General features: G+C 70.3%; 22 protein-coding genes. 14 read left to right on the top strand and 8 right to left on the bottom strand.

Going from position 1 to position 18,281, the window contains the following annotated elements:
• Positions 1-2 precede the first annotated feature (2 nt).
• Positions 3-845 carry a mycofactocin-coupled SDR family oxidoreductase gene (locus G569_RS0133210; protein WP_028066605.1) on the bottom strand — a complete coding sequence of 281 codons (843 nt, stop codon included), beginning with the start codon at positions 843-845 and terminating at the stop codon, positions 3-5.
• An 11-nt stretch (positions 846-856) separates the two neighbouring features.
• Positions 857-2,173 carry an FAD-dependent oxidoreductase gene (locus tag G569_RS0133205; RefSeq protein WP_028066604.1) on the bottom strand — a complete coding sequence of 439 codons (1,317 nt, stop codon included), beginning with the start codon at positions 2,171-2,173 and terminating at the stop codon, positions 857-859.
• A gap of 105 nt (positions 2,174-2,278) precedes the next feature.
• Here G569_RS0133205 and G569_RS0133200 point away from each other — a divergent pair, with 105 nt between their 5' ends.
• From G569_RS0133200 to G569_RS53640, 3 genes are read left to right on the top strand one after another with little or no spacing between them, the layout of a single operon-like run.
• Positions 2,279-3,406 carry an acyl-CoA dehydrogenase family protein gene (locus tag G569_RS0133200; RefSeq protein WP_028066603.1) on the top strand — a complete coding sequence of 376 codons (1,128 nt, stop codon included), beginning with the start codon at positions 2,279-2,281 and terminating at the stop codon, positions 3,404-3,406.
• 3 nt (positions 3,407-3,409) lie between these two features.
• Positions 3,410-4,321 carry an acyl-CoA dehydrogenase family protein gene (locus G569_RS59495; RefSeq protein WP_053227348.1) on the top strand — a complete coding sequence of 304 codons (912 nt, stop codon included), beginning with the start codon at positions 3,410-3,412 and terminating at the stop codon, positions 4,319-4,321.
• Positions 4,318-5,382, top strand: coding sequence for a phosphotransferase family protein (locus G569_RS53640; RefSeq protein WP_084285961.1), 1,065 nt, complete (start codon positions 4,318-4,320; stop codon positions 5,380-5,382). Before G569_RS59495 ends, G569_RS53640 begins: the two co-directional genes overlap by 4 nt.
• A gap of 47 nt (positions 5,383-5,429) precedes the next feature.
• Here G569_RS53640 and G569_RS0133185 read toward each other — a convergent pair whose 3' ends face one another.
• A complete protein-coding gene (locus tag G569_RS0133185) occupies positions 5,430-6,230 on the bottom strand; it encodes an enoyl-CoA hydratase/isomerase family protein (RefSeq protein ID WP_028066602.1) in 801 nt (266 codons plus the stop codon).
• A gap of 127 nt (positions 6,231-6,357) precedes the next feature.
• Between G569_RS0133185 and G569_RS53635 the strand changes: the two genes are divergently transcribed.
• The 10 genes from G569_RS53635 to G569_RS63245 all read left to right on the top strand — a co-directional run bounded on the left by G569_RS53635 (position 6,358) and on the right by G569_RS63245 (position 13,462).
• Complete coding sequence (locus G569_RS53635) at positions 6,358-7,356, top strand: MBL fold metallo-hydrolase (protein WP_053227347.1); 999 nt, start codon at positions 6,358-6,360, stop codon at positions 7,354-7,356.
• A 3-nt stretch (positions 7,357-7,359) separates the two neighbouring features.
• Positions 7,360-8,175, top strand: a complete 816-nt coding sequence (locus G569_RS0133175) for an SDR family NAD(P)-dependent oxidoreductase (protein ID WP_211233157.1) — start codon at positions 7,360-7,362, stop codon at positions 8,173-8,175.
• Between the two features lie 37 nt (positions 8,176-8,212).
• Positions 8,213-8,494: a hypothetical protein gene (locus G569_RS53630; protein ID WP_157592493.1), complete on the top strand. Its 282-nt coding sequence runs from the start codon at positions 8,213-8,215 to the stop codon at positions 8,492-8,494.
• Positions 8,494-9,594: an alpha/beta fold hydrolase gene (locus G569_RS0133165; protein WP_028066600.1), complete on the top strand. Its 1,101-nt coding sequence runs from the start codon at positions 8,494-8,496 to the stop codon at positions 9,592-9,594. Before G569_RS53630 ends, G569_RS0133165 begins: the two co-directional genes overlap by 1 nt.
• Positions 9,594-10,115 carry a GNAT family N-acetyltransferase gene (locus G569_RS0133160; protein WP_028066599.1) on the top strand — a complete coding sequence of 174 codons (522 nt, stop codon included), beginning with the start codon at positions 9,594-9,596 and terminating at the stop codon, positions 10,113-10,115. Before G569_RS0133165 ends, G569_RS0133160 begins: the two co-directional genes overlap by 1 nt.
• A gap of 1 nt (position 10,116) precedes the next feature.
• Positions 10,117-10,356, top strand: coding sequence for a hypothetical protein (locus G569_RS0133155; protein ID WP_028066598.1), 240 nt, complete (start codon positions 10,117-10,119; stop codon positions 10,354-10,356).
• Positions 10,349-11,824, top strand: coding sequence for a long-chain-fatty-acid--CoA ligase (locus G569_RS0133150; RefSeq protein ID WP_028066597.1), 1,476 nt, complete (start codon positions 10,349-10,351; stop codon positions 11,822-11,824). Before G569_RS0133155 ends, G569_RS0133150 begins: the two co-directional genes overlap by 8 nt.
• Positions 11,821-12,780, top strand: coding sequence for an alpha/beta fold hydrolase (locus tag G569_RS0133145; protein ID WP_028066596.1), 960 nt, complete (start codon positions 11,821-11,823; stop codon positions 12,778-12,780). Before G569_RS0133150 ends, G569_RS0133145 begins: the two co-directional genes overlap by 4 nt.
• A 221-nt stretch (positions 12,781-13,001) precedes the next feature.
• Positions 13,002-13,301: a hypothetical protein gene (locus tag G569_RS63250; RefSeq protein ID WP_157592492.1), complete on the top strand. Its 300-nt coding sequence runs from the start codon at positions 13,002-13,004 to the stop codon at positions 13,299-13,301.
• Positions 13,289-13,462, top strand: coding sequence for a DUF1508 domain-containing protein (locus G569_RS63245; RefSeq protein WP_157592491.1), 174 nt, complete (start codon positions 13,289-13,291; stop codon positions 13,460-13,462). Before G569_RS63250 ends, G569_RS63245 begins: the two co-directional genes overlap by 13 nt.
• Before the next feature lie 80 nt (positions 13,463-13,542).
• On the opposite strand, the gene G569_RS0133135 is transcribed toward G569_RS63245, so the two are convergent.
• From G569_RS0133135 to G569_RS0133125, 3 genes are all read right to left on the bottom strand, one after another.
• Positions 13,543-14,049 (bottom strand): hypothetical protein, encoded by a 507-nt coding sequence (locus G569_RS0133135; RefSeq protein ID WP_157592490.1) that lies wholly within the window; start codon positions 14,047-14,049, stop codon positions 13,543-13,545.
• Positions 14,050-14,426: 377 nt separating this feature from the next.
• Positions 14,427-15,554 (bottom strand): fatty acid desaturase family protein, encoded by a 1,128-nt coding sequence (locus G569_RS53625; protein WP_037501064.1) that lies wholly within the window; start codon positions 15,552-15,554, stop codon positions 14,427-14,429.
• A 15-nt stretch (positions 15,555-15,569) separates the two neighbouring features.
• Entirely contained in the window at positions 15,570-16,448 is an 879-nt protein-coding gene (locus G569_RS0133125) for a flavin reductase family protein (protein ID WP_245602640.1), read from the bottom strand.
• 506 nt (positions 16,449-16,954) lie between these two features.
• On the opposite strand from G569_RS0133125, the gene G569_RS0133120 reads away from it, so the two are divergent.
• Complete coding sequence (locus tag G569_RS0133120; RefSeq protein ID WP_028066593.1) at positions 16,955-17,137, top strand: hypothetical protein; 183 nt, start codon at positions 16,955-16,957, stop codon at positions 17,135-17,137.
• On the opposite strand, the gene G569_RS0133115 is transcribed toward G569_RS0133120, so the two are convergent.
• Complete coding sequence (locus G569_RS0133115) at positions 17,134-17,772, bottom strand: hypothetical protein (protein ID WP_157592489.1); 639 nt, start codon at positions 17,770-17,772, stop codon at positions 17,134-17,136. The genes G569_RS0133120 and G569_RS0133115 overlap by 4 nt on opposite strands.
• 87 nt (positions 17,773-17,859) lie before the next feature.
• Positions 17,860-18,281 (bottom strand): hypothetical protein (locus G569_RS53620; RefSeq protein ID WP_037501061.1); only part of this gene is annotated, 422 nt, incomplete at its 5' end.

Below are 18,281 nucleotides of genomic sequence, written 5' to 3'. Positions count from 1 at the left end.
GCTCAGCCCTTCTTGACGACGTTGCCGGCGTCGATCGGCAGCGCGACGCCGGTGATGTACTTCGCCGCGTCGGAGGCGAGGAACGCCACCGTGTCCGACACGTCGGACGGCTCGATCCACGGCACGTCGGGCAGGATGTTCAGCCCCGCGAACGGCTCGCGCACGTCGGCCGGCCCGGGGTTCTCGAGGTCCGGCCTGAACAGCTGGAACGTCCCCTCGTTGATGACGAGCGGCGTGTTGACGGTCGTCGGGCAGATCGCGTTCACGCGGATGCCGTGCAGCCCCGCCTCCTGCGCGAGCACCTTCATCAGCCCGATCACGCCGTGCTTGGCCGCCGTGTAGTGCGCGGTGTTGGCGTAGCCGATCAGGCCCGCCGTCGAGCTCGTCAGGATCACCGAGCCGCCCTCGCCGCGCGCCACCATCGACGGCAGCGCCGCGCGGGCGGCATTGAAGACGCCCGTGAGGTTGATGTCGATCATGTCGTTCCACTGCTCGGCCGTCATCTCCCAGGCGACCGCCCAGGAGCCGATGCCGGCATTGGCGCAGACGACGTCGATGCGGCCGAGCTCTTCCAGGCCCTGCTCGACGACGGCGATGACCTGATCGAGATCGCGCACGTCGGCGACACCTTTGACCGCGCGGCGGCCGAGCGCCTCCACGCCCGCGATCGTCTCGTCGAGGTCGTCAGGCGTCGACAGCGCATAGCCGATCGTGCCGACCACCTCGTCGCAGACGTCGAGCGCGATGATGTCCGCGCCTTCCTGGGCGAGCCTGAGCGCATGCGAGCGCCCTTGACCGCGGCCCGCGCCCGTGATGAACGCGACTTTGCCGTCCAGTGTTCCCATCGGTTCTCTCCTCAGGACGCCACGCGGGCGCTCGTGGCGGTGGACGCGGCCTGCAGCCCGAAGACCAGCGCGGCCGCGAGGCCGCCGGCGTAGGCGCGGTGGAAGATGCCGCCGGCATCGGCCCCGGCGGCCAGCAGCCCCGGAATCGGCGTGCCGTCGGCCTGCAGGACCCGCGCGCGCTCGTCGATCCGCAGCCCGGTGAAGGTGAAGGTGATCGCGGGGATGACCTCGATCACGTAGTAGGGAGGCGTGACGAGCGGCTCGGAGTCGAGTCTGCGGTTCGGCGCCCGGTTGAACTCGATCATGGTGTCGCGCGCAGCCTCCCCGTCGTAGCCCCATTCCTCGGGCAGGTAGGCGAGCTCCTCGATGTCCTCCGCGATCGCCGCCCGCGCGCCGCGCTTGTACGCGAGCTGGAACTTGTCGATCGGCTCGACGCCTTCGACGTAGGGGGCGAGCATCCACTGCTCGTGCACGCGCTGGTCGGTGATCAGCAATGCCCGCGCGTCGGGCTGGTCGAGCACGTGCAGCGTGCTCAGGTGATCGCCGATCGTCTCGTCGCAGAAGCGCTGACCGTTGCGGTTGAGCAGCACCCCGTGCTCGGAGTGGTAGAAGGTCAGGTCCGTGAACTCATACGGGTTCGTGTACACGACCCCGGACGGGATCAGGTGACCGTAGAAGCCGGCGTCGGGTTCGCCGACGGCCGCGCCCGCGGCCTGGGCGAGGCGCAGGCCGTCGCCGGTGCTGTTGAGGTTCGCGCGCAACGGGATGTCCCTCGCCGCCGGCGCGATGTACTCCGCGCGCAGGTCGGGATCTCCGCCGAAGCCGCCGGTGGCGAGCAGCGTGCTGCTCGCGCGAATGACGCGCGCGCCGGCGGGCGTCTCGACCTCCGCGCCGACGACGGCACCATCCTCCGTGAGCAGCCGGAGCGCGTGGCTGCGGACCAGCACCTCGCCGCGCTCGCGCACGAGGCGGTCGCAGGCGAGCAGGAAGTTCGCCATGTCGGTCGCGCACCCGCGCCCATAGCCGAGCACCGTGACCGGATCGGCGACGTGCACGTCGAGTGAGCGGACGAACGCGAGCGCGTCTTCATAGCCCTCGACGATCCGCCGGCCGAGCGCCGGGTCGCCGTCCGGGTTGACCTCTCGCATGACCTCGTCGGTCGGCGCGGTCCAGATGAAACCGGCGTACACGGCCGAGCCGCCGATCGCCTCGCCCTTTTCCACGAGCACGACGCTGGCGCCTGCCGATGCCGCTTTGGCTGCGGCGCTCAGCCCGGCCATCCCCGCCCCGAGCACGAGGAGATCGATCACCTCGCCGGTTGGAGTCATGTCTCTTCCTCGCGTCATAGATTGAAGTCACTTCAATCTATCGCAACCGACGAAAGGATTCAAGAAACGCCACTTCTGCGATGACTACTGATACGATCTCAGTTCATGCAACTTCGAGCTACCGCTGAGGAACGGGCGCTCCAGGACGAGGTTCGCAGCTTCCTGGCCCAGGCCCCGCTGGTGGGCGCGGACCTCCCGCACGCCCTTGACGACAGGATGGCGCTGCTGCGTGAGTGGCAAGCCTCCTGCTACGCGGCCGGCTTCGTCGGTCGCGCCTGGCCCAGCGACTTCGGGGGCGGCGGGCGACCGCCCGTCGAGCAGATCGTCGTCGACCAGGAGCTCGCCGCCGCGGGAGCGCCCGAGTTCGTCAACGTCGTCGGGCTCGACGTGCTCGGCCCATCGCTTCTGCGCTTCGGCAACGACGAGCAGCGCGCCCGCTACATCCCGTCGATCCTCTCCGCCGAGGAGATCTGGTGCCAGGGCTTCAGCGAGCCCGAGGCCGGCTCCGACCTCGCTTCGCTGCGTACGCGCGCGACCGAGGAGGACGACCACTTCGTGCTCAACGGCTCCAAGACGTGGGTCTCGTGGGGCCAGTACGCGCGCTGGTGCGGCGTGCTGGCGCGGACGGAGACCGATGGCCCCAAGCACAAGGGCATCTCGATGCTGATCGTCGACATGCAGTCCGAAGGCGTCGACGTGCGGCCGATGACACAGATCACCGGTCACGCCGAGTTCTGCGAGCTGTTCCTGGACGATGTGATCGTCCCCAAGGAGAACCTGCTCAGCGAGCGCGGCGACGGCTGGAAGATCGCGATGCACACGCTCGGCCACGAGCGCGGGACGGCCGCGCTCCCGCGCCAGGTCAAGCTGCGCACGTGGCTGGACCGCGCGATCGCGGACGCCGCGGCGCAGGGCCGCCTCGACGACCCGCTCGTGCAGGTCCAGCTCGCCCAGGCGCTGATCGGCGTCGAGGTGCTGCGCCATCACGCCTACCGCACCGTAGGCGAGTTCCTCAACGGCGGTGCCGTCGGCCCGGACAGCTCGAGCGTGAAGCTGTTGATGGCCGAAGCCGAGCAGCGTCTCGCGGCGAGCGCGTTCGAGATCCTCGGCGCCGAGGACGAGTTCTGGACCGAGACCTACCTCTACTCGCGCGCCGCCAGCGTCTACGGCGGCACGCAGCAGATCCAGCGCAACATCATCGCCGACCGCATCCTCGCGCTGCCCCAGGAGTAGGCCATGGACCTCGAACTGACCGACGAGCAGAACCAGCTCAGCGAAGCGCTGACCATGCTCCTGCAGCGCGAATGGCTGCCCGCGGAGGCCGCGCACAACGCCACGGCGGAACAGCGCGCGCGGCTGTGGGCCGCGCTCCAAGAGTTCTTCGACTTCGAGCTCGGCGCTGTCGAGCTGTGCCTCGCGGCGCGGCTGCTCGGCGCGCACCTGGCGTCCGCGCCCTTCCTCGGCAGCGCGTCCCTGCGCTACGCCGGCGTGCCGCATTCCGAGCGCGTCGCGATCGCGATGCCGGGGGCAGCGGTCGAGCACGCGGGTGAGGTCGACCGCTTCGCGGTCGTCGCCGACGGAACGGTCGCGCTGGCGGCCGCCGCCACGATCGAGCCGGCGGCCACCCTCGACGTCGGCATCCCGATGTCGACGGTCACCTTCGCCGGGCTCGAACCGGTCGACGTCGATGCCACCCGGCTCACCGCGATCGGCGCCCTGCTGGCCGCCGCGGAGTCCGTGGGCGCGGCCGAACGGATGCTCCAGGACGCGCGCGACTACGCCGCCGAGCGCCGGCAGTTCGGCCGCACCATCGGCTCCTATCAGGCGCTGCGCCACATCCTGGCCGACATGTACGTGCGGCGCGCGAGCGCCTGGTCGACGGTGCTCTACGCCGCCGCCGCGCTCGACGACGAGCTGCCGGACGCCCAGCGGACGGCGTCGATCGCCAAGGCCTACGTCGCGCGCGCCGCCCGCGAGGTGGCGCATGGCGCGCTGCAGGTCTTCGGTGGCATCGCGTTCACCGAGGAGCATCAGGCGCACCGCTTCCTGCGGCGCATCATCGTCCGCGAGCAGCAGTTCGGGGACGCGGCGTACCACGAGCGCGAGCTCGGCAAGGCGCTCGCCGCGCGCGAACGGCAGCCGGCATGACCGAGACCGGCTTCAACGACCCGACCGCGCAGAAGCTCGAGCGCATCACGACCGGCGCCGACCCCGACGTCGTCGGGCCGCTCCTCGCCGACGCTCTGCACGACCCGCGCTGGCATGACTGCGACGTCGCGCTGATCTCGGGCGGCAAGTCGAACCTCACCTACCGCGTCGGCTGCGACGCCGGAGAGGTCATCCTGCGCCGCCCGCCGCTCGGCCACATCCTGCCGACGGCGCACGACATGGCCCGTGAGTACCGCGTCCTGACGGCGCTCGACGGCACCGCGGTGCCGGTCCCGCGGACGCTCTACCTGGGCGACGAGCTCGGCGCCCCGTTCTATGTGATGGAACGCGTGCTCGGCCACATCTGCCGCAACGCGGTGCCCGACGGCTACGCCGACGCGCCCGAGGACCGGCGTGCGATCGGGGAAGGTCTCGTCGACGTCCTCGCCGCGCTGCACCGCGTCGATCCTGCTGAAGTGGGACTCGCCGAGTTCGGCCGCCCCGCCGGCTTCATGGCACGTCAGCTACGGCGCTGGTCCAAGCAGTGGGAGGCCTCCAAGGTCGAGGCCTACCCGACGCTGGACGCGCTGCGCGACGAGTTGGTCCGCACCTTGCCGCCCGAGCGCGTCCACGCGATCGTCCACGGCGACTTCCGGCTCGACAACACCGTGCTGCACGCCACCCGGCCCGGCCGCATCGTGGCCGTGCTCGACTGGGAGATGAGCACACTGGGCGACCCGTTGACCGACCTCGGGGCGCTGCTCGCGTTCTGGAGCGAGGTGGGCGACGACGATGTCCTGATGGCAGCGCGGATCGTCGCTCCCGTGACCGCGGCGGAAGGCTTCCCGTCGCGCGCCGAGCTGATCGAGCGCTACGCGCGAGCGACCGGCTTCGATGTCTCCGACATCGCCTGGTATCAGGCCTTCGCCTTCTTCAAGCTCGCCGTCGTCTGCCAGGGCATCGCCGCCCGCGCGGCGGGCGGCGCGATGGTCGGCTCGGGCTTCGACGACGCGCAGCGGCTCGTCGCTCCGCTCGTGGACGCGGGCCGCCACCTCCTTTAAACGCCGAAACGGCCGGCGCCCCGAAAGGCGCCGGCCGCCGCGTTCGACTACGCGTGGTTCCAGACCGGAGCGCGCTTCTCGAGGAAGGCCTGCACGCCCTCCTTGGCGTCCTGCGACTGGTGCGCGACATTGCACGTCATGCTCTCGAGCGCGAGCAGCGTCTCGGTGTCTCCGTCGAGGCCGCGGTTGGCCGCGAGCTTGGTGATGCGCATCGTGAACGCGCTCTTGTCGATCAGCGGGGCGATGAAGTCGGCCACCGCCTGGTCGAGCTCCTCGGCCGGGGCCGAGACGTTCGCCAGGCCCCACTCCTCGCACTGCTTGCCGGAGAGCAGCTTCCCGGTGAGCAGCAGCTCCTTCGTCTTGCGCAGGCCGATGTAGCGCGGCAGGCGGTAGATCGGGCCCGCGCCGCCGAACAGCGCGCGGCGGATGTGGAAGTCGCCGATGCGGGCGTTGTCCTCGACGACCGCGAAATCGCAGGAGATGAACAGCTCGAAGCCGCCGGCCACCGCGAAGCCTTCGACGACGGCGATCGTCGGCTTGGAGAGGTTGAACGCGCGGTCGAACGTCCGGGCCGAGATCTGGGCGATCTTGACCGACTGGTTCGTGGTGCCGAGGAACTCGGAGTCGAGCATGTTCAGATCGGCACCGGCGCAGAACGTGTTCCCGCGCCCGCGGATGATCACGGCGCGGACGTCATCGTCTTCCTCGGCGCGCTCCAGATACTCGCCGAGACCCATCAGCAGTTCCCAGTTGACGCAGTTCTTGACCTCCGGCCGGTTGAACCAGATCGTCGCGACCGGGCCGTCGACCTCGTACTGGATGACCTGGGTCGCCTCTTCCACGGACATGAACACTCTCCAAATCGTTTGCCGAACTGAGTTCAAATCATACACGGCGACCGCTAGAAGGCAAGAACCCTCTTGATGGAACTGGACGCGAGTCGCCGCGCTTGTCATACTTGAACTCGACTCAGGCATGCACGCCCCTATCCGAATCCCGCTCCCGCTCCCGCACATCGGATCCGTCAACGCCTGGCTGCTGCCCGGTGCGCCGCTCACGCTGATCGACACCGGCCCGTGCGACGACGCGGCCCTGAGCGCGCTCGAGACCGGGCTGCGCCGCGCCGGCGTGCGGCTCGAGGACCTCGAGCTGGTCCTGGTCACGCACCATCACCTCGACCACAGCGGCCTCGCGGCGACGATCGCCGCGCGCTCGGGCGCCCGCATCGCCGCCTACGAACGCGCGGCCGCCTACGGCGCCCACCTCGAGGAGCGCGGTGAAGCCGACCGGCGCTTCTCGCTCGCGCTGATGCGCCACCACGGCGTCCCGGAGACGGTGATCGCCGACACCGAAGCGTTCTGGGAGTTCCTGCGCCGCCAGTCAGCTCCGTTCGCCGCGCACATCGTCCTGACGGACGGAGAACAGATCCGCGCGGGCGACCGCGACCTGCGCGTCGTCGCCCGCCCCGGCCACAGCACCACCGACGCGCTGCTCGTCTGTGAGCGGGAGCGGATCGCGTTCGTCGGCGATCACCTGCTGGCCAAGATCTCCTCCAACACCGAGATCTACCCCGCGCTGGAGCCCACGGGGACACGCCCGCGCGCTCGCGTGGAGTACCTCGAGAGCCTCCGCAGGACCGCCGCGATGCCACTTCAGCGCCTCTATACCGGGCACGGCGCGGACATCACCGATCACGTCGGGCTCGTCGCGCAGCGGCTCGCCGACCACGAGCGCCGTTGCGACCGGATCGTCGCCGCGCTCGCGACCGGCGCGTCCACGGCGTATGAGATCGCCGCCGACCTGTGGCCCGAGCGGACCATCCTCGACCAGCCGCTGCTGGTCGTCTGGGAGGTACTCGGGCACCTCGACCTGCTGCTGGACGCCGGACGCGTCCGCGAGCAGGTGGCCGACGACGGCAGCACGTACGGCGTCGCGTCCTTCGCGCTCGCCGGCACCCCAACGCACGCCCACTAGGAGGTGGATGCTCTGCGCGAGCCAGCCGAGACCTTGATCCGGGACCGCTTCGACCTTTCCGACCGCGTCGCCGTGATCACCGGCGGGACCCGCGGGCTCGGGCTCGCCATCGCGCGCGGGTTCTCGCAAGCGGGCGCGGAGGTCGTCGTGGTCAGCCGCAAGGCCGATGCCTGCGACCAGGTCGCCGCCGCGTTGCGGGCCGATGGCGGCCGCGCGACCGCGCACGCGTGTCACGTCGGGCATTGGGAGGAGCTGGACGGACTGGTCGAGGACGTCTATCGCGACTTCGGCCGCGTCGACGTCCTGGTCAACAACGCGGGTGTCTCGCCGGTGTACGAGCGCCTCAGCGCCGTCACCGAGGAGCTCTTCGACAAGGTGATCGACGTCAACCTGAAGGGACCGTTCCGGCTCGCGGCATTGATCGGCGAGCGGATGGTCGAGGCGGGCGGCGGGTCGATCATCAACGTCTCGAGCACCGGCGCGGTGCGGCCGACCGCCGACATCGTCCCCTACGCCGCGGCCAAGGCCGGCGTGAACGCGATGACGGTCGGGCTCGCGCACGCGTTCGGGCCGTCCGTGCGCGTGAACGCGATCATGCCCGGGCCGTTCCTGACGACGATCGCGCGCGGGTGGGACATGGACGTGTTCGCCGAGCGCGCGCGCACGTTCCCCGCCCGGCGGGCCGGCGAGGCCGAGGAGATCGTCGGCGCCGCCCTCTATCTCGCCAGCGGTGCCTCGAGCTACACCACCGGCACCGTGCTCACGGTCGATGGCGGTGCCCAGTGGAGCATGGCCGGCACCGGCGACGCAACTACCTGACTTGAAGTCAAGTCAGGTTACTAGTAGGCTCGTGGACATGAGTGGGAAGCCGCTATGGCTCAGAGCTGTGCACCGCCTCGAACGCGCCGTCGGTGAGCCCGTCGAATCGGCCGTGCGCACCGAGACGTACTTCGATGTGATGAGCACGGTCACGCGCAAGACCAAAAGCGCCAAGCGCAAGGTCTCAGGCGCGTCGACGCGCGCGCTGCACCTGCTCAACCTGCCCGCCGGCACCGACGTGCGGCGCATGCGCGAGCAGCTCGCACGCATGGAGCGGCGGCTCAACCAGCTCTCCGAGCAGGTCGAGGAGCACGACTGATGCCCACGCTCAACCCACTTGACCTCGTTTCACGGATCAACCGCGATGTCGAGCGTTCGCTGCTGCGCGCCCGCAACGGCGTGCGCTACGTGCGCGGCACGCACGCCCCCACGCTGGGCGCGACACCGAAAGAGGTCGTCTGGCGGCGCGGCAAGGCCGAGCTCTGGCGCTACCGGAACGGGCCGGTCAGATACGGCCCGCCGGTGCTGATCGTGCACAGTCTCGTCAGCCGCAGCTACATCCTCGATCTGCGACCCGGCAACAGCCTGGTCGAGTACCTCACGGCGGCGGGCCTGGACGTGTACATGCTCGACTGGGGCGTGCCGGACGAGCTCGACGCCGACAACGACCTCGAGCGCTACGTCGACTTCTACCTGCCGCGCGCCGTCGCCGCCGTCCGGCGCGAGAGCGGTGGCGACGAGGTGACGCTGATGGGCTACTGCCTCGGCGGTGTCCTCGCCGCGCTCTATGCCGCGGGCCACGAGCAGGCCCCGGTGCGCAACCTGATCCTGATGGCGACCCCGGTCGACTTCAACGAGATGGGCGCCATGGTCGCGTTCCTGCGCGAGGGCCGGCTGAACGCGGAGGAGTTGGTCGACGACACCGGCAACGTCCCCGCGGACGTCCTCTACAGCGGCTTCTACATGCAGGCGCCGACGAGCGAGATCGCCCAGAAGGCGACGCTGCTGGACAACCTCTGGAACGACGAGTTCGTCGAGAGCTTCCAGGCGATGGCACAGTGGTCGCGCGACCACGTGCCGTTCCCGGGCGCGATCTTCCGGCAGCTGGTCGAGGAGCTCGTCCGCAAGAACGTGCTGATGACCGGGTCGATCCGACTCGGCGACCGCAAGGTCGAACTCGCCGACGCGCGCGGCAACGTGCTCAACGCGATGGCCGAGCGCGACAACGTCGTGCCGCCCGCCGCGGTCGAGCCCGTGATGGACCTGATCGGCGATCCCGCGCGCCGCGAGGAGCTGCGGCTCCCCGGAGGCCATGTCACCTTCGGCACCGGCCGCAGCGCGGTCAAGCACACGATGCCGCGCCTGACCGCATGGATCATCGAGCACTCAGACGAACTGCCCGAAGCGAAGGAGTCCTGATGGAGTTCCGACCGATCGCGGCCGCGGACGAGCCCGCGCTGCAGCGCTTCTTCGCGCGCATCCCCGAAGCCGACCGCACGTTCCTCAAGGAGGACGTCGACGACACCGCCGTCGTGGCCGCCTGGGCGCGCCCCGGCGCGGCGCGCACGATCGCCGTCGACGCGGGCGAGGTCGTCGGGTCGGTCGCGGTCGTGCCGCTGCATGGCTGGTCGAGCCACGTCGGCGAGGTGCGCCTGGTCGTCGACCCGGCGGCGCGCGGACACGGCATCGGTCGCGAGCTCGCGCGCCACGCCGTGCACGACGCGGTCGACCTCGGGCTCGCAAAGCTCGTGGTCGAGGTGATCGCGGACCAGACGGCGCTGATCGCGATGTTCGTCGCCCTCGGCTTCGACGCCGAGGCGCTGCTGGCCGACCACGTGCGTGATCGCAATGGCCATGTCCGCGATCTGCTCGTGCTCGCCAACGACGTCGACTCGCAGTTCGCGGCGATGACGACCGCCGGCATCGCGGACGAGCTCTGACGTGGAGATCGATGGGCTGATCCGCGCCGTCGCCCGGACCGCGCTCGTCCCGTGGGGCGGCACCGAGAAGGTGCTGGACCGCTGCGAGGCCGGTGTCCGGATGGCCACCAACGCGCAGCTCTCGTTCGCCAAGACCGTGACCGTGGAGCCGATCCGCACGATCGCGTCGACCCTGGCCGGTGTCACCCGCGACGTGGGCGCCGTGCAACTGTCGTTCGCGCGGTGGTTCCTCGATGATTGACCTGGACACGCTGCGGGTGGCGGACGTCGTGCGCGAGATGGCCGTGGGGCGGCCCGCGCACCCCGCGGTCCGGCATGGCACGCGAACGGTGACCTACGCGCAGCTCGACGACCGCTCGAACCGCTTGGCGCAGGCGCTGGTGGCCGCAGGCGCGGGCCCGGGGTCGCGCATCGCGCACCTGGACCGCAGCTCGCCCGAGGTGGTCGAGCTGCTGGCGGCGGCTGCCAAGCTCGGCGCGGTCGCGGTGCCGCTGAACTGGCGGCTCGCGGCCGCCGAGCTCACAGCGGTCGTCACCGACGCCGGCGCCCCGGTGCTGATCGCAGGGCCGGAGTTCCTCGACGTCGCGGGCGAGGTCGCCGCCGGCGTGCCCCACGACCTGCGCATCGTCGCCGTCGGCGAGGAGTACGAGGCGTGGCTGGCGGCCGCGTCGCCCGCGGACCCCGGCGCACGCGGTGAGGCCGACGATCCCGTGCTGCAGATGTACACGTCCGGCACGACCGGCGTGCCCAAGGGTGTGCTGACGACGCACCGCAACCTCGCGGCGGCGTGCCTGCATGTGCCCGTGTGGTCGTTCGACGCGGATTCAGTGTCGCTGACGCCGCTGCCGATGTTCCACGTCGGCGGGATCGCCTGGACGTATCTCGGGCTCTCGCAGGGCGCGACGACGATCATCGTCAGCGAGTTCGACGCGGCGGCCGTCCTGGATCTGCTCGAGTCCGAGCGGGTGACGAACGCCGTGTTCGTGCCGACGATCCTGCAGATGCTGACGGCGGTCCCGGGCGCGGCTGCGCGTGACTTCTCGGCGCTGCGGTCGATCGCCTACGGCGCGTCGCCGATCACGACGCCCGTGTTGAAGGCCGCGCTGCGCACGTTCGACTGCGAGCTGTACGGCGTCTACGGCCTGACGGAGACGACCGGCGGCGTCGTCCTGCTCAGGCCCGCCGATCACGAGCGCGAGGACCTGCTGCGCGCCGCCGGGCGCCCGTCCCCGTGGATGGAGCTGCAGGTCGTCGACGGCGAGGTCTGGCTGCGCGGCCCCAACGTGATGGCCGGCTACGCGAACCGGCCCGCGGAGACCGCCGCGGCCCTGACCGACGATGGCTGGCTGCGGACCGGCGACGGCGGCTATCTCGACAAGGAGGGCTACCTCTTCCTCACCGACCGGATCAAGGACATGATCGTCACCGGCGGTGAGAACGTCTATCCGATCGAGGTCGAGGAGGCGCTCGCGCACCACCCCTCGGTGCTCGAGGTCGCTGTCATCGGGGTGCCCGACGCGCGCTGGGGCGAAGCCGTGAAGGCACTCGTCGTGACGAGCGCGGAGGTCACGCCCGAGGAGCTCGTCGCGTTCGCGCGCTCGCGGCTCGCGGGCTACAAGCTGCCCCGCTCGGTCGAAGTGGTCGAAGCCCTCCCCCACACGCCGTCCGGGAAGGTCCTCAAACACGAACTGCGACGGCGCTACCAATGACCTCCACCCAGATGCGCGTCGACGTGTCCGCGGCGCTGCCCTTCGCGGCCGAGCGAAACACGATCGCCGCCGAGCTGCACCTGCCGGAGACGGCGCCGCGGGCGATCCTCGTCTGCTGGCCCGGCGGCTCCTACGACCGCTCGTACTGGGACGCGCGGATCGAGGGCCACGCCGGCTACAGCTTCGCCGACCACATGACGGCCCGTGGCTTCGCCGTGGTCGCGACCGATCATCTCGGCGTCGGCGAGAGCTCGCGCCCGGCCGACGTCGACGCGGTCGCGCTCGAGAGCATGGCGGCGGCCTGCGCGGCCTTCACCTCGGAGCTTCGGCACCGGCTCGCTGCCGGAACATTGAGCGAACGGCTCGCGCCCGGTCTCTCCCTCCCGGTCATCGGCGTCGGCCACTCGCTCGGCGGCTGTATCTGCGTCTTCGCCCAGGCCGCTCACGACTGCTACGACGCCATCGCGAACCTCGGCTTCACGCACGGCAGCAAGGACGCGCTCGAGGACGGTCCCACCGCGTCCGTCGCCGATCCGGCCGGCCCGCGCGCTGCAGGCGTCGCACAGGCCAAGGCGTTCTTCGGCGACGACTGGGACGCCGGCTACGCGGTCGCCGCGCGCGAGCCGAGCCATCCCTGGCTCTACGCCCCGGACGTCCCGGCGGCGGTGATCGCCGCCGACGATCGGACCGTCGCGGCCTGGCCTCGGCAGTCATACGCCGACGCGCTCACCGCCGGCTTCACCGCCCCCTTCGCCGCCCGCGTGAAGGTGCCGGTGTTCCTCGGCTTCGGAGACCGCGACATCCCCGAGCACCCGCGTGACGACGCCGGGTTCTACACGTCGAGCAACGACATCACCGTCTTCGTGCTGGAAGGCTCGGCCCACTGCCACAACTTCGCGGGCAAGCGGGCCGAGCTGTGGAATCGCCTGGCGTCGTGGGCGGCCGCGGTTCAGTAGCCGTCCGCCGGCGTAGCGCTATCGTTGGTGGTGCACGCGGCTCCGGTGCTCGCCGTTGGCGAGCCGTCCGCGTACGCAAGCGACCCCGGGCCGTGTGTGCGGGGCGTTACCTCGGCCGCTTGCCCGAACGATTCGAGGCAGGCATGTACACCGTTTCAGGCCCTTCCGAGGGACTCCTGGCTCCGCGCGATCCGCCGGCGGTCGGGCACCCTGGTCCGTCGGTGCCCGAGCAGGCGCGCGCCGCGCTGCCGACACCGTTGTTCACGCGCCACACGCGAGGCGCGATCGAGGCCGAGCGGGACCGCCGCGGCGTGTTGCGCGCGGGTCATCGGCGGCCTCGCGCCGGCCGGACGGCGACGGCGCACCCCAGGCTCGAGGCGGCACTCGTAGCCCAGGCGCGCCGGATGTCACAGGCGCGCGTGGATCTCAGCCGCTGGGTGGACGAAGGTGGCAGGTTCAATCCCGAGGCGGCCGCCCGGCTACGCATCGGCGACAGAAAGATGAAGCGATGCAATTCGTGATCTATCGGGACAACGGTTCGAAGTTCCATTGGCGGCTGGTGGGCGAGGATGGCACTCGGCTGGCGGTCTCCGCCGACACCTTCATCACGGCCGAGGACGCCCGCCGCGCGGCCGCCGAGGTGCGCGAGCACGCCGGTTCGGCCACCGGTACCGAAGCCTGACGTTGACGGCCGCTTTCCCGCGCGCCCCCCGGGTCGCCTTGCGCGGCTCGTGGGGCGCGGGGGCTAACTTCCGGGCCGGCTCATGCAGTGTCGAGCCATGAGGCCCACGCGGTGTCGAACCGTTCGCGGAGCGCCTCCAGATCCGGCCGTCGCAGCGCTGACGGTGGCTCACCGTCCACTTCGGCGCTCACCGCTTGGGTGAGCTCGTTCAGGCGGGTGAGAACCTCGAAGCCGGCCGCGGAGTGACCGACCGCCCGCGGGTCGAGTCCGGTCGGCGCCAACCGAGCGATGACATGCGGCTCGGGGACCCGCCGCAGACCCTCGCGCACGAGGTCGGATTCCCAGCCGCTCAGCTCGACCAGCCGGTCGTGCGACACGCCGGCGGCTTCGGCGCGTCTGAGCGCGAACGAGACGAGCTGGACGGCTCGGCCGACCGATTTGATCGCCGCGTGCTGGCCGGCTTCGGGGCGCCCGAGTTCCTGGGACGAGGAAACGGCTTCCCGGTGACGCTCGGCAGCAGCGGTCAGCTGCCGCTCTGCCTCGGCCGGGGAACCCTTCCAGGCATCTGCGGAGGTCATTTCGGCCATGGCTAGACGCTTATCCCTGAGGGCGGCTCGCCGGCTCGGCATGCGCGCTCCGCGTCGCGGCGCGCACTCGTTTCGCGGATCAGTTGGTTGATCTGCGCGAAGCGCACGGCCGAGTCCGTGTCGCGTCGTGGTCGCGGGGTCCCCAAGGAGCGCAGCCCGATGAGCTCGGACAGGGTCTCGGCCGTTAGAAGATCGCCGCCACACCCCGGGCACAGGTCGGTCGGCAACACACGCCAGACCCGGGCCTGGCAGCGAAGACATTTGCAATGGGCCATTACGCGCCCGCCCTTTCACGCGTACACGAAGCACCCGGGGGTTCGGATGACGATATGCGTACGCGGTCTCAACGATAGCGTGAGTCCGCCGATCGGCTTGTGTCAGGCGACGAGGCGCAGATCGGGGGCTTCGTGCGTGGTCGTCTCACTCGGCAGGGAGGCCGGGCCACCGGGCAATGACATGCGGAGGATCTTGCGCACCACTTGCGCGTACTGCCGAGGCAGCGGACCGCTGACATACGGGAGGCCGTAGCGCTCGCACAACGCGCGTACCCGGGGTGCCACCTCTGCGTAGCGGTTCGATGGCAGGTCCGGGAAGAGGTGATGTTCGATCTGGTAGCTGAGGTGGCCGCTCATCAGATGCATGACGGGCGGTCCGTCGACGTTGCACGAGCCGAGCAGCTGGCGGACATACCAGCCACCGCGCGACTCGCCGTCGAGGTCCGATTCGTCGAAATCGAAGGTCTCCGCCCCGTCGGGGAAATGCCCGCAGAAGATCACGGCGTGCGTCCACACGTTCCGCGCCACGTTGGCGGTCAGGTTGCCGAAGAGGGCCGGCACGGCGGACGGGCCCGAGAGCAGCGGCCAGGCGACGTAGTCCTTGGTCAGCTGCCGCGCGGCCTTGCGCCCGAGCCGGGCGACGTCGGAGGCGACCCGGCTCCATGGCTTGCGTCCCTTCCGTGCCTCGTCGAGCTCGAGGTCGTACAGCGCGACCCCCCACTGGAACCCCACCGCGAGGACGACGTTGTACAGCGGCTGGGCGAGGTGGAATGGCTTCCAGGGCTGGCCGGGGTCCAGGCGCAGCAGCGTGTAGCCGAGATCCCGGTCCTTGCCGAGGATGTTGGTGTAGGTGTGGTGCTCGTAGTTATGGGACTTCTTCCAGCCCTCGGCGGCCGAGACGTTGTCCCACTCCCACGTCGAGGAGTGGATCTCGGGGTCGCGCATCCAATCCCACTGGCCGTGCATGACGTTGTGACCGAGTTCCATGTTCTCGAGGATCTTGGCGACGGCGAGCGCGGTCGTTCCCGCGAGCCAGGCCGGCGGGAACAGCGACACCAGCAGCGATGCGCGTCCCGCGCCCTCGAGGCCACGTTGGACCTTCACGACCTTGCGGATGTAGGCGGCGTCGGACTCGCCGAGGTCGGCCATGACCTCGTCGCGGATGGCGTCGAGCTCCCGCCCGATCTCGTCGAGGTCATGCGGGGTCAGGTGTTCAAGGAACGTGTTCAAGGCTAGGAGTCCTCTTTAGAGGTCGATTTCGACCGGGCCCGCCGCCACGGATACGCAGGTGCGCACCAGTTGGCCTTCGGCGTGCTGGATGTCTCCGGTTCGCAGATCGCGCACGGCCCCGGAGCGCAGGCGCCCGGTGCACGAGTTGCAGATGCCCATGCGACAGCCATGTGGCAGCAACGTTCCCGCGCCTTCACCGGCGACGAGCAGCGGCGTGGTCCCGTCGGTCTCGACCTCTTTACCGCTGACCAGGAAGCGAACCCGGCCGCCGTCGCCGGCCGCTCCGGCTGGGACGACCACGGGCCGGAAGTGCTCGACGTGCAGTCGATCGGCGACGCCGTCGCGCTCGAAGCGCGCGCCCAGCGAGTCCAGGAGGCCGGCCGGGCCGCAGGCCCAGGTCTGTCGCCGGAGCCAGTCGGGCACGCTCCGGTCGAGCTCGGCGACGTCCCAGCGACCGTCTCGATCGTCGTGGTGCTCGTGCAGCGTGTAGCGGTCGTCATGGCGCGCGAGCGCGCGGAGGTCAGTGCCGAAGATCGTGTCCTCAGCCGACGGGGCGATGTGCACGTGCGCGACGTCGGGAAGGCCCTTCGTGCGTTGGGAGAGCGCTCGCAGCATCCCCATGATCGGCGTCACGCCGCTGCCGGCCGTCACGAACAGCAACGCGGGCTCGTCGGTTTGCGGGAGGACGAACTGCCCGGTCGGGGGCGCCAGCCGCACGATCATGCCCCGGCGCGCATGACTGACGAGGTGGTCGGACACGAGGCCGCCCGCAATGCGCTTGACGGTGATGGCGATCCGGCCGTCGCGCCTGCGCGGCGTGGAGGTGAGCGAATACGTGCGCCAGTGCCGCACGCCGTCGACATCGACGCCGACGCGCACATACTGGCCCGGCACGTGCGCGGGCCATCCACGGCTGGGCCGCAGCCACAGGGTCACGCAGTCCCGCGTCTCAGAGACCACGGCCTCCACGCGCCCCCGCGGCTCGCGCGTGGCCCAGAGCGGGTTCAGTTGCCCGAGAAAGTCATCGGGAAGGAGCGGTGTGGTGAGAACTGCGGCTGCATCGAGAAGACCGATGCTTAGAGGATGCCCATAGACAGGTCCCCTCGCACCACCCCGAGCGCATGAATCTCGGGATCGAATCTGTACCTACGCAACAGTTTCACGCCGGAGACCTGGCCCTGTGGTCGGCCTGTCGGCCCCGTGCCCGGCCCCGCGGTCCAGGCAGCACCGGGATCGCTGGTCTTTCACCCGACGCGAGGCAGGTGCGACGAGTGGCTGCGCACCTCGCCGGTCAAGACGTATCCCCCGAACGGCTATGAGCTTCCGGCCGGATGAACCGGGTGGACGAATCCCGTGGCCGCGTGACGAAGGCCGGCTCGGCTCGTTGCCCTCCTTCACGAATGACGGCGAGAGAATCAGCTTCTCGCCCCCGTCCGGTCGTCGGCCGGCACGAAGGCGAGCCCGTCACCCACGACTGCCCGGGCACGTCGCCGTACGCGTTCACCGGGGGCACGATCCGCCAGGCCACCGTCAAGCAGGACTGGAAGACCGTCGTCGCCGACGCGCCCGCATTCGTCACTTAGGCGTGGGTGGGTTCCAGCAGCTCCGAGTTCGCGCGGCTGACGGCCACCTCGCCGCGGATCGCGACCACGTGCTCGAGGCGGAACTCCGCAAGCTCCTCCCGCACGAACCGGGATACGCGCGCGTCGGCGGCCTCGACCGCGTCGTCATCGCGCGCGACGCTGATCCACAGCACTTCGTCGTTGTCGCAGTCGAGCAGGTGCGAGGCCTCGAAACCGTCGAGCTCGTGCACGTGGGCGGCGAAGACCGCGTCGACGCGCTGCAACAACTGACCGACGGAGCCACTTCGCATCCGGTAGTACCGGATGCTCACGCCCTTGCGCGCGGCACCGACGTGGACCGCGTCGAGCATCTCGGCAGCCACCCGGCTGACGACGCTCTCGCCGTGGATCGCCTCGAAGCGCGAGTGTTCGATGTCGCCGAGATTGGCCCCGGTCCACTGCTGCGCCAACTCGCGCGAGGCCTCGGCCTGGCCGGCTTCGAGGAACATGCTCAACGTGAACAGGTCGCCGCCGCCACAGTCGATCAACACGTACGACACGAACCCGGCGCGGGTCGCGATCTGATCGGCGAACGACTCGTCGACGCGTCGCACGAACTCCGCCGCCGACCCAGGCTGCATGCGATACCGCCTCATGCTCGCGAACATCCGCTTGCTCCCTTCGCTCTTGCCCGACTGACCGGGCCATAGCTCCCGCAGCCGAGGCTACACCGGCCGCGGCCGTCAGTGCGGCAAGACGACGAGCGCGTCGCGGGAGCCGTCCAGAGCTCGCCCGGCGCAAACGAACTCGGCGATGCGCCACCCGTCGAGTTCTTCGCCGTCCTCATGGTCCGTCCGGTTCCAGGTCCCGGTGGCGAAGTCCATGACCAGGACGCGGCCCTCGGAAGGGTCCGGTCCGTTGTTGATGAACAGGGCCTGGTCGTGGCCGAGGCCCTGGAAGTCGCCCGCGAGGACCACGTCGCCCGGCTCATGCCACCCGTCCAACAGGGATGAGGCGCCGTAGGCCTCGTAGTGCAGCCGGTTCGCGGTCGGGCCGGAGAAGTCGACGATCGCCACCCGGCCGTACGCGCCGTCGTTGTTGATGAACAGGACCTGGTCGTGGCCGAGGCCCTGAAAGTCGCCCGCGAGGACGATGTCGCCCGGGT

Source organism: Solirubrobacter soli DSM 22325, from assembly GCF_000423665.1.
Classification (GTDB): Bacteria; Actinomycetota; Thermoleophilia; order Solirubrobacterales; family Solirubrobacteraceae; genus Solirubrobacter; species Solirubrobacter soli.
This window is presented reverse-complemented; position numbering and strand designations above follow the sequence as displayed.

Coding starts and splice junctions, on each gene's coding strand:
- G569_RS0133120 (WP_028066593.1), top strand. CDS start 16,955: ATGACGGCGAGAGAATCAGCTTCTCGCCCCCGTCCGGTCGTCGGCCGG.
- G569_RS53630 (WP_157592493.1), top strand. CDS start 8,213: ATGAGTGGGAAGCCGCTATGGCTCAGAGCTGTGCACCGCCTCGAACGC.
- G569_RS0133200 (WP_028066603.1), top strand. CDS start 2,279: ATGCAACTTCGAGCTACCGCTGAGGAACGGGCGCTCCAGGACGAGGTT.
- G569_RS0133160 (WP_028066599.1), top strand. CDS start 9,594: ATGGAGTTCCGACCGATCGCGGCCGCGGACGAGCCCGCGCTGCAGCGC.
- G569_RS0133135 (WP_157592490.1), bottom strand. CDS start 14,049: ATGGCCGAAATGACCTCCGCAGATGCCTGGAAGGGTTCCCCGGCCGAG.
- G569_RS0133145 (WP_028066596.1), top strand. CDS start 11,821: ATGACCTCCACCCAGATGCGCGTCGACGTGTCCGCGGCGCTGCCCTTC.
- G569_RS0133205 (WP_028066604.1), bottom strand. CDS start 2,173: ATGACTCCAACCGGCGAGGTGATCGATCTCCTCGTGCTCGGGGCGGGG.
- G569_RS59495 (WP_053227348.1), top strand. CDS start 3,410: ATGGACCTCGAACTGACCGACGAGCAGAACCAGCTCAGCGAAGCGCTG.
- G569_RS0133185 (WP_028066602.1), bottom strand. CDS start 6,230: ATGTCCGTGGAAGAGGCGACCCAGGTCATCCAGTACGAGGTCGACGGC.
- G569_RS53640 (WP_084285961.1), top strand. CDS start 4,318: ATGACCGAGACCGGCTTCAACGACCCGACCGCGCAGAAGCTCGAGCGC.
- G569_RS0133210 (WP_028066605.1), bottom strand. CDS start 845: ATGGGAACACTGGACGGCAAAGTCGCGTTCATCACGGGCGCGGGCCGC.
- G569_RS0133150 (WP_028066597.1), top strand. CDS start 10,349: ATGATTGACCTGGACACGCTGCGGGTGGCGGACGTCGTGCGCGAGATG.
- G569_RS53635 (WP_053227347.1), top strand. CDS start 6,358: ATGCACGCCCCTATCCGAATCCCGCTCCCGCTCCCGCACATCGGATCC.
- G569_RS0133115 (WP_157592489.1), bottom strand. CDS start 17,772: ATGAGGCGGTATCGCATGCAGCCTGGGTCGGCGGCGGAGTTCGTGCGA.
- G569_RS63245 (WP_157592491.1), top strand. CDS start 13,289: ATGCAATTCGTGATCTATCGGGACAACGGTTCGAAGTTCCATTGGCGG.
- G569_RS0133165 (WP_028066600.1), top strand. CDS start 8,494: ATGCCCACGCTCAACCCACTTGACCTCGTTTCACGGATCAACCGCGAT.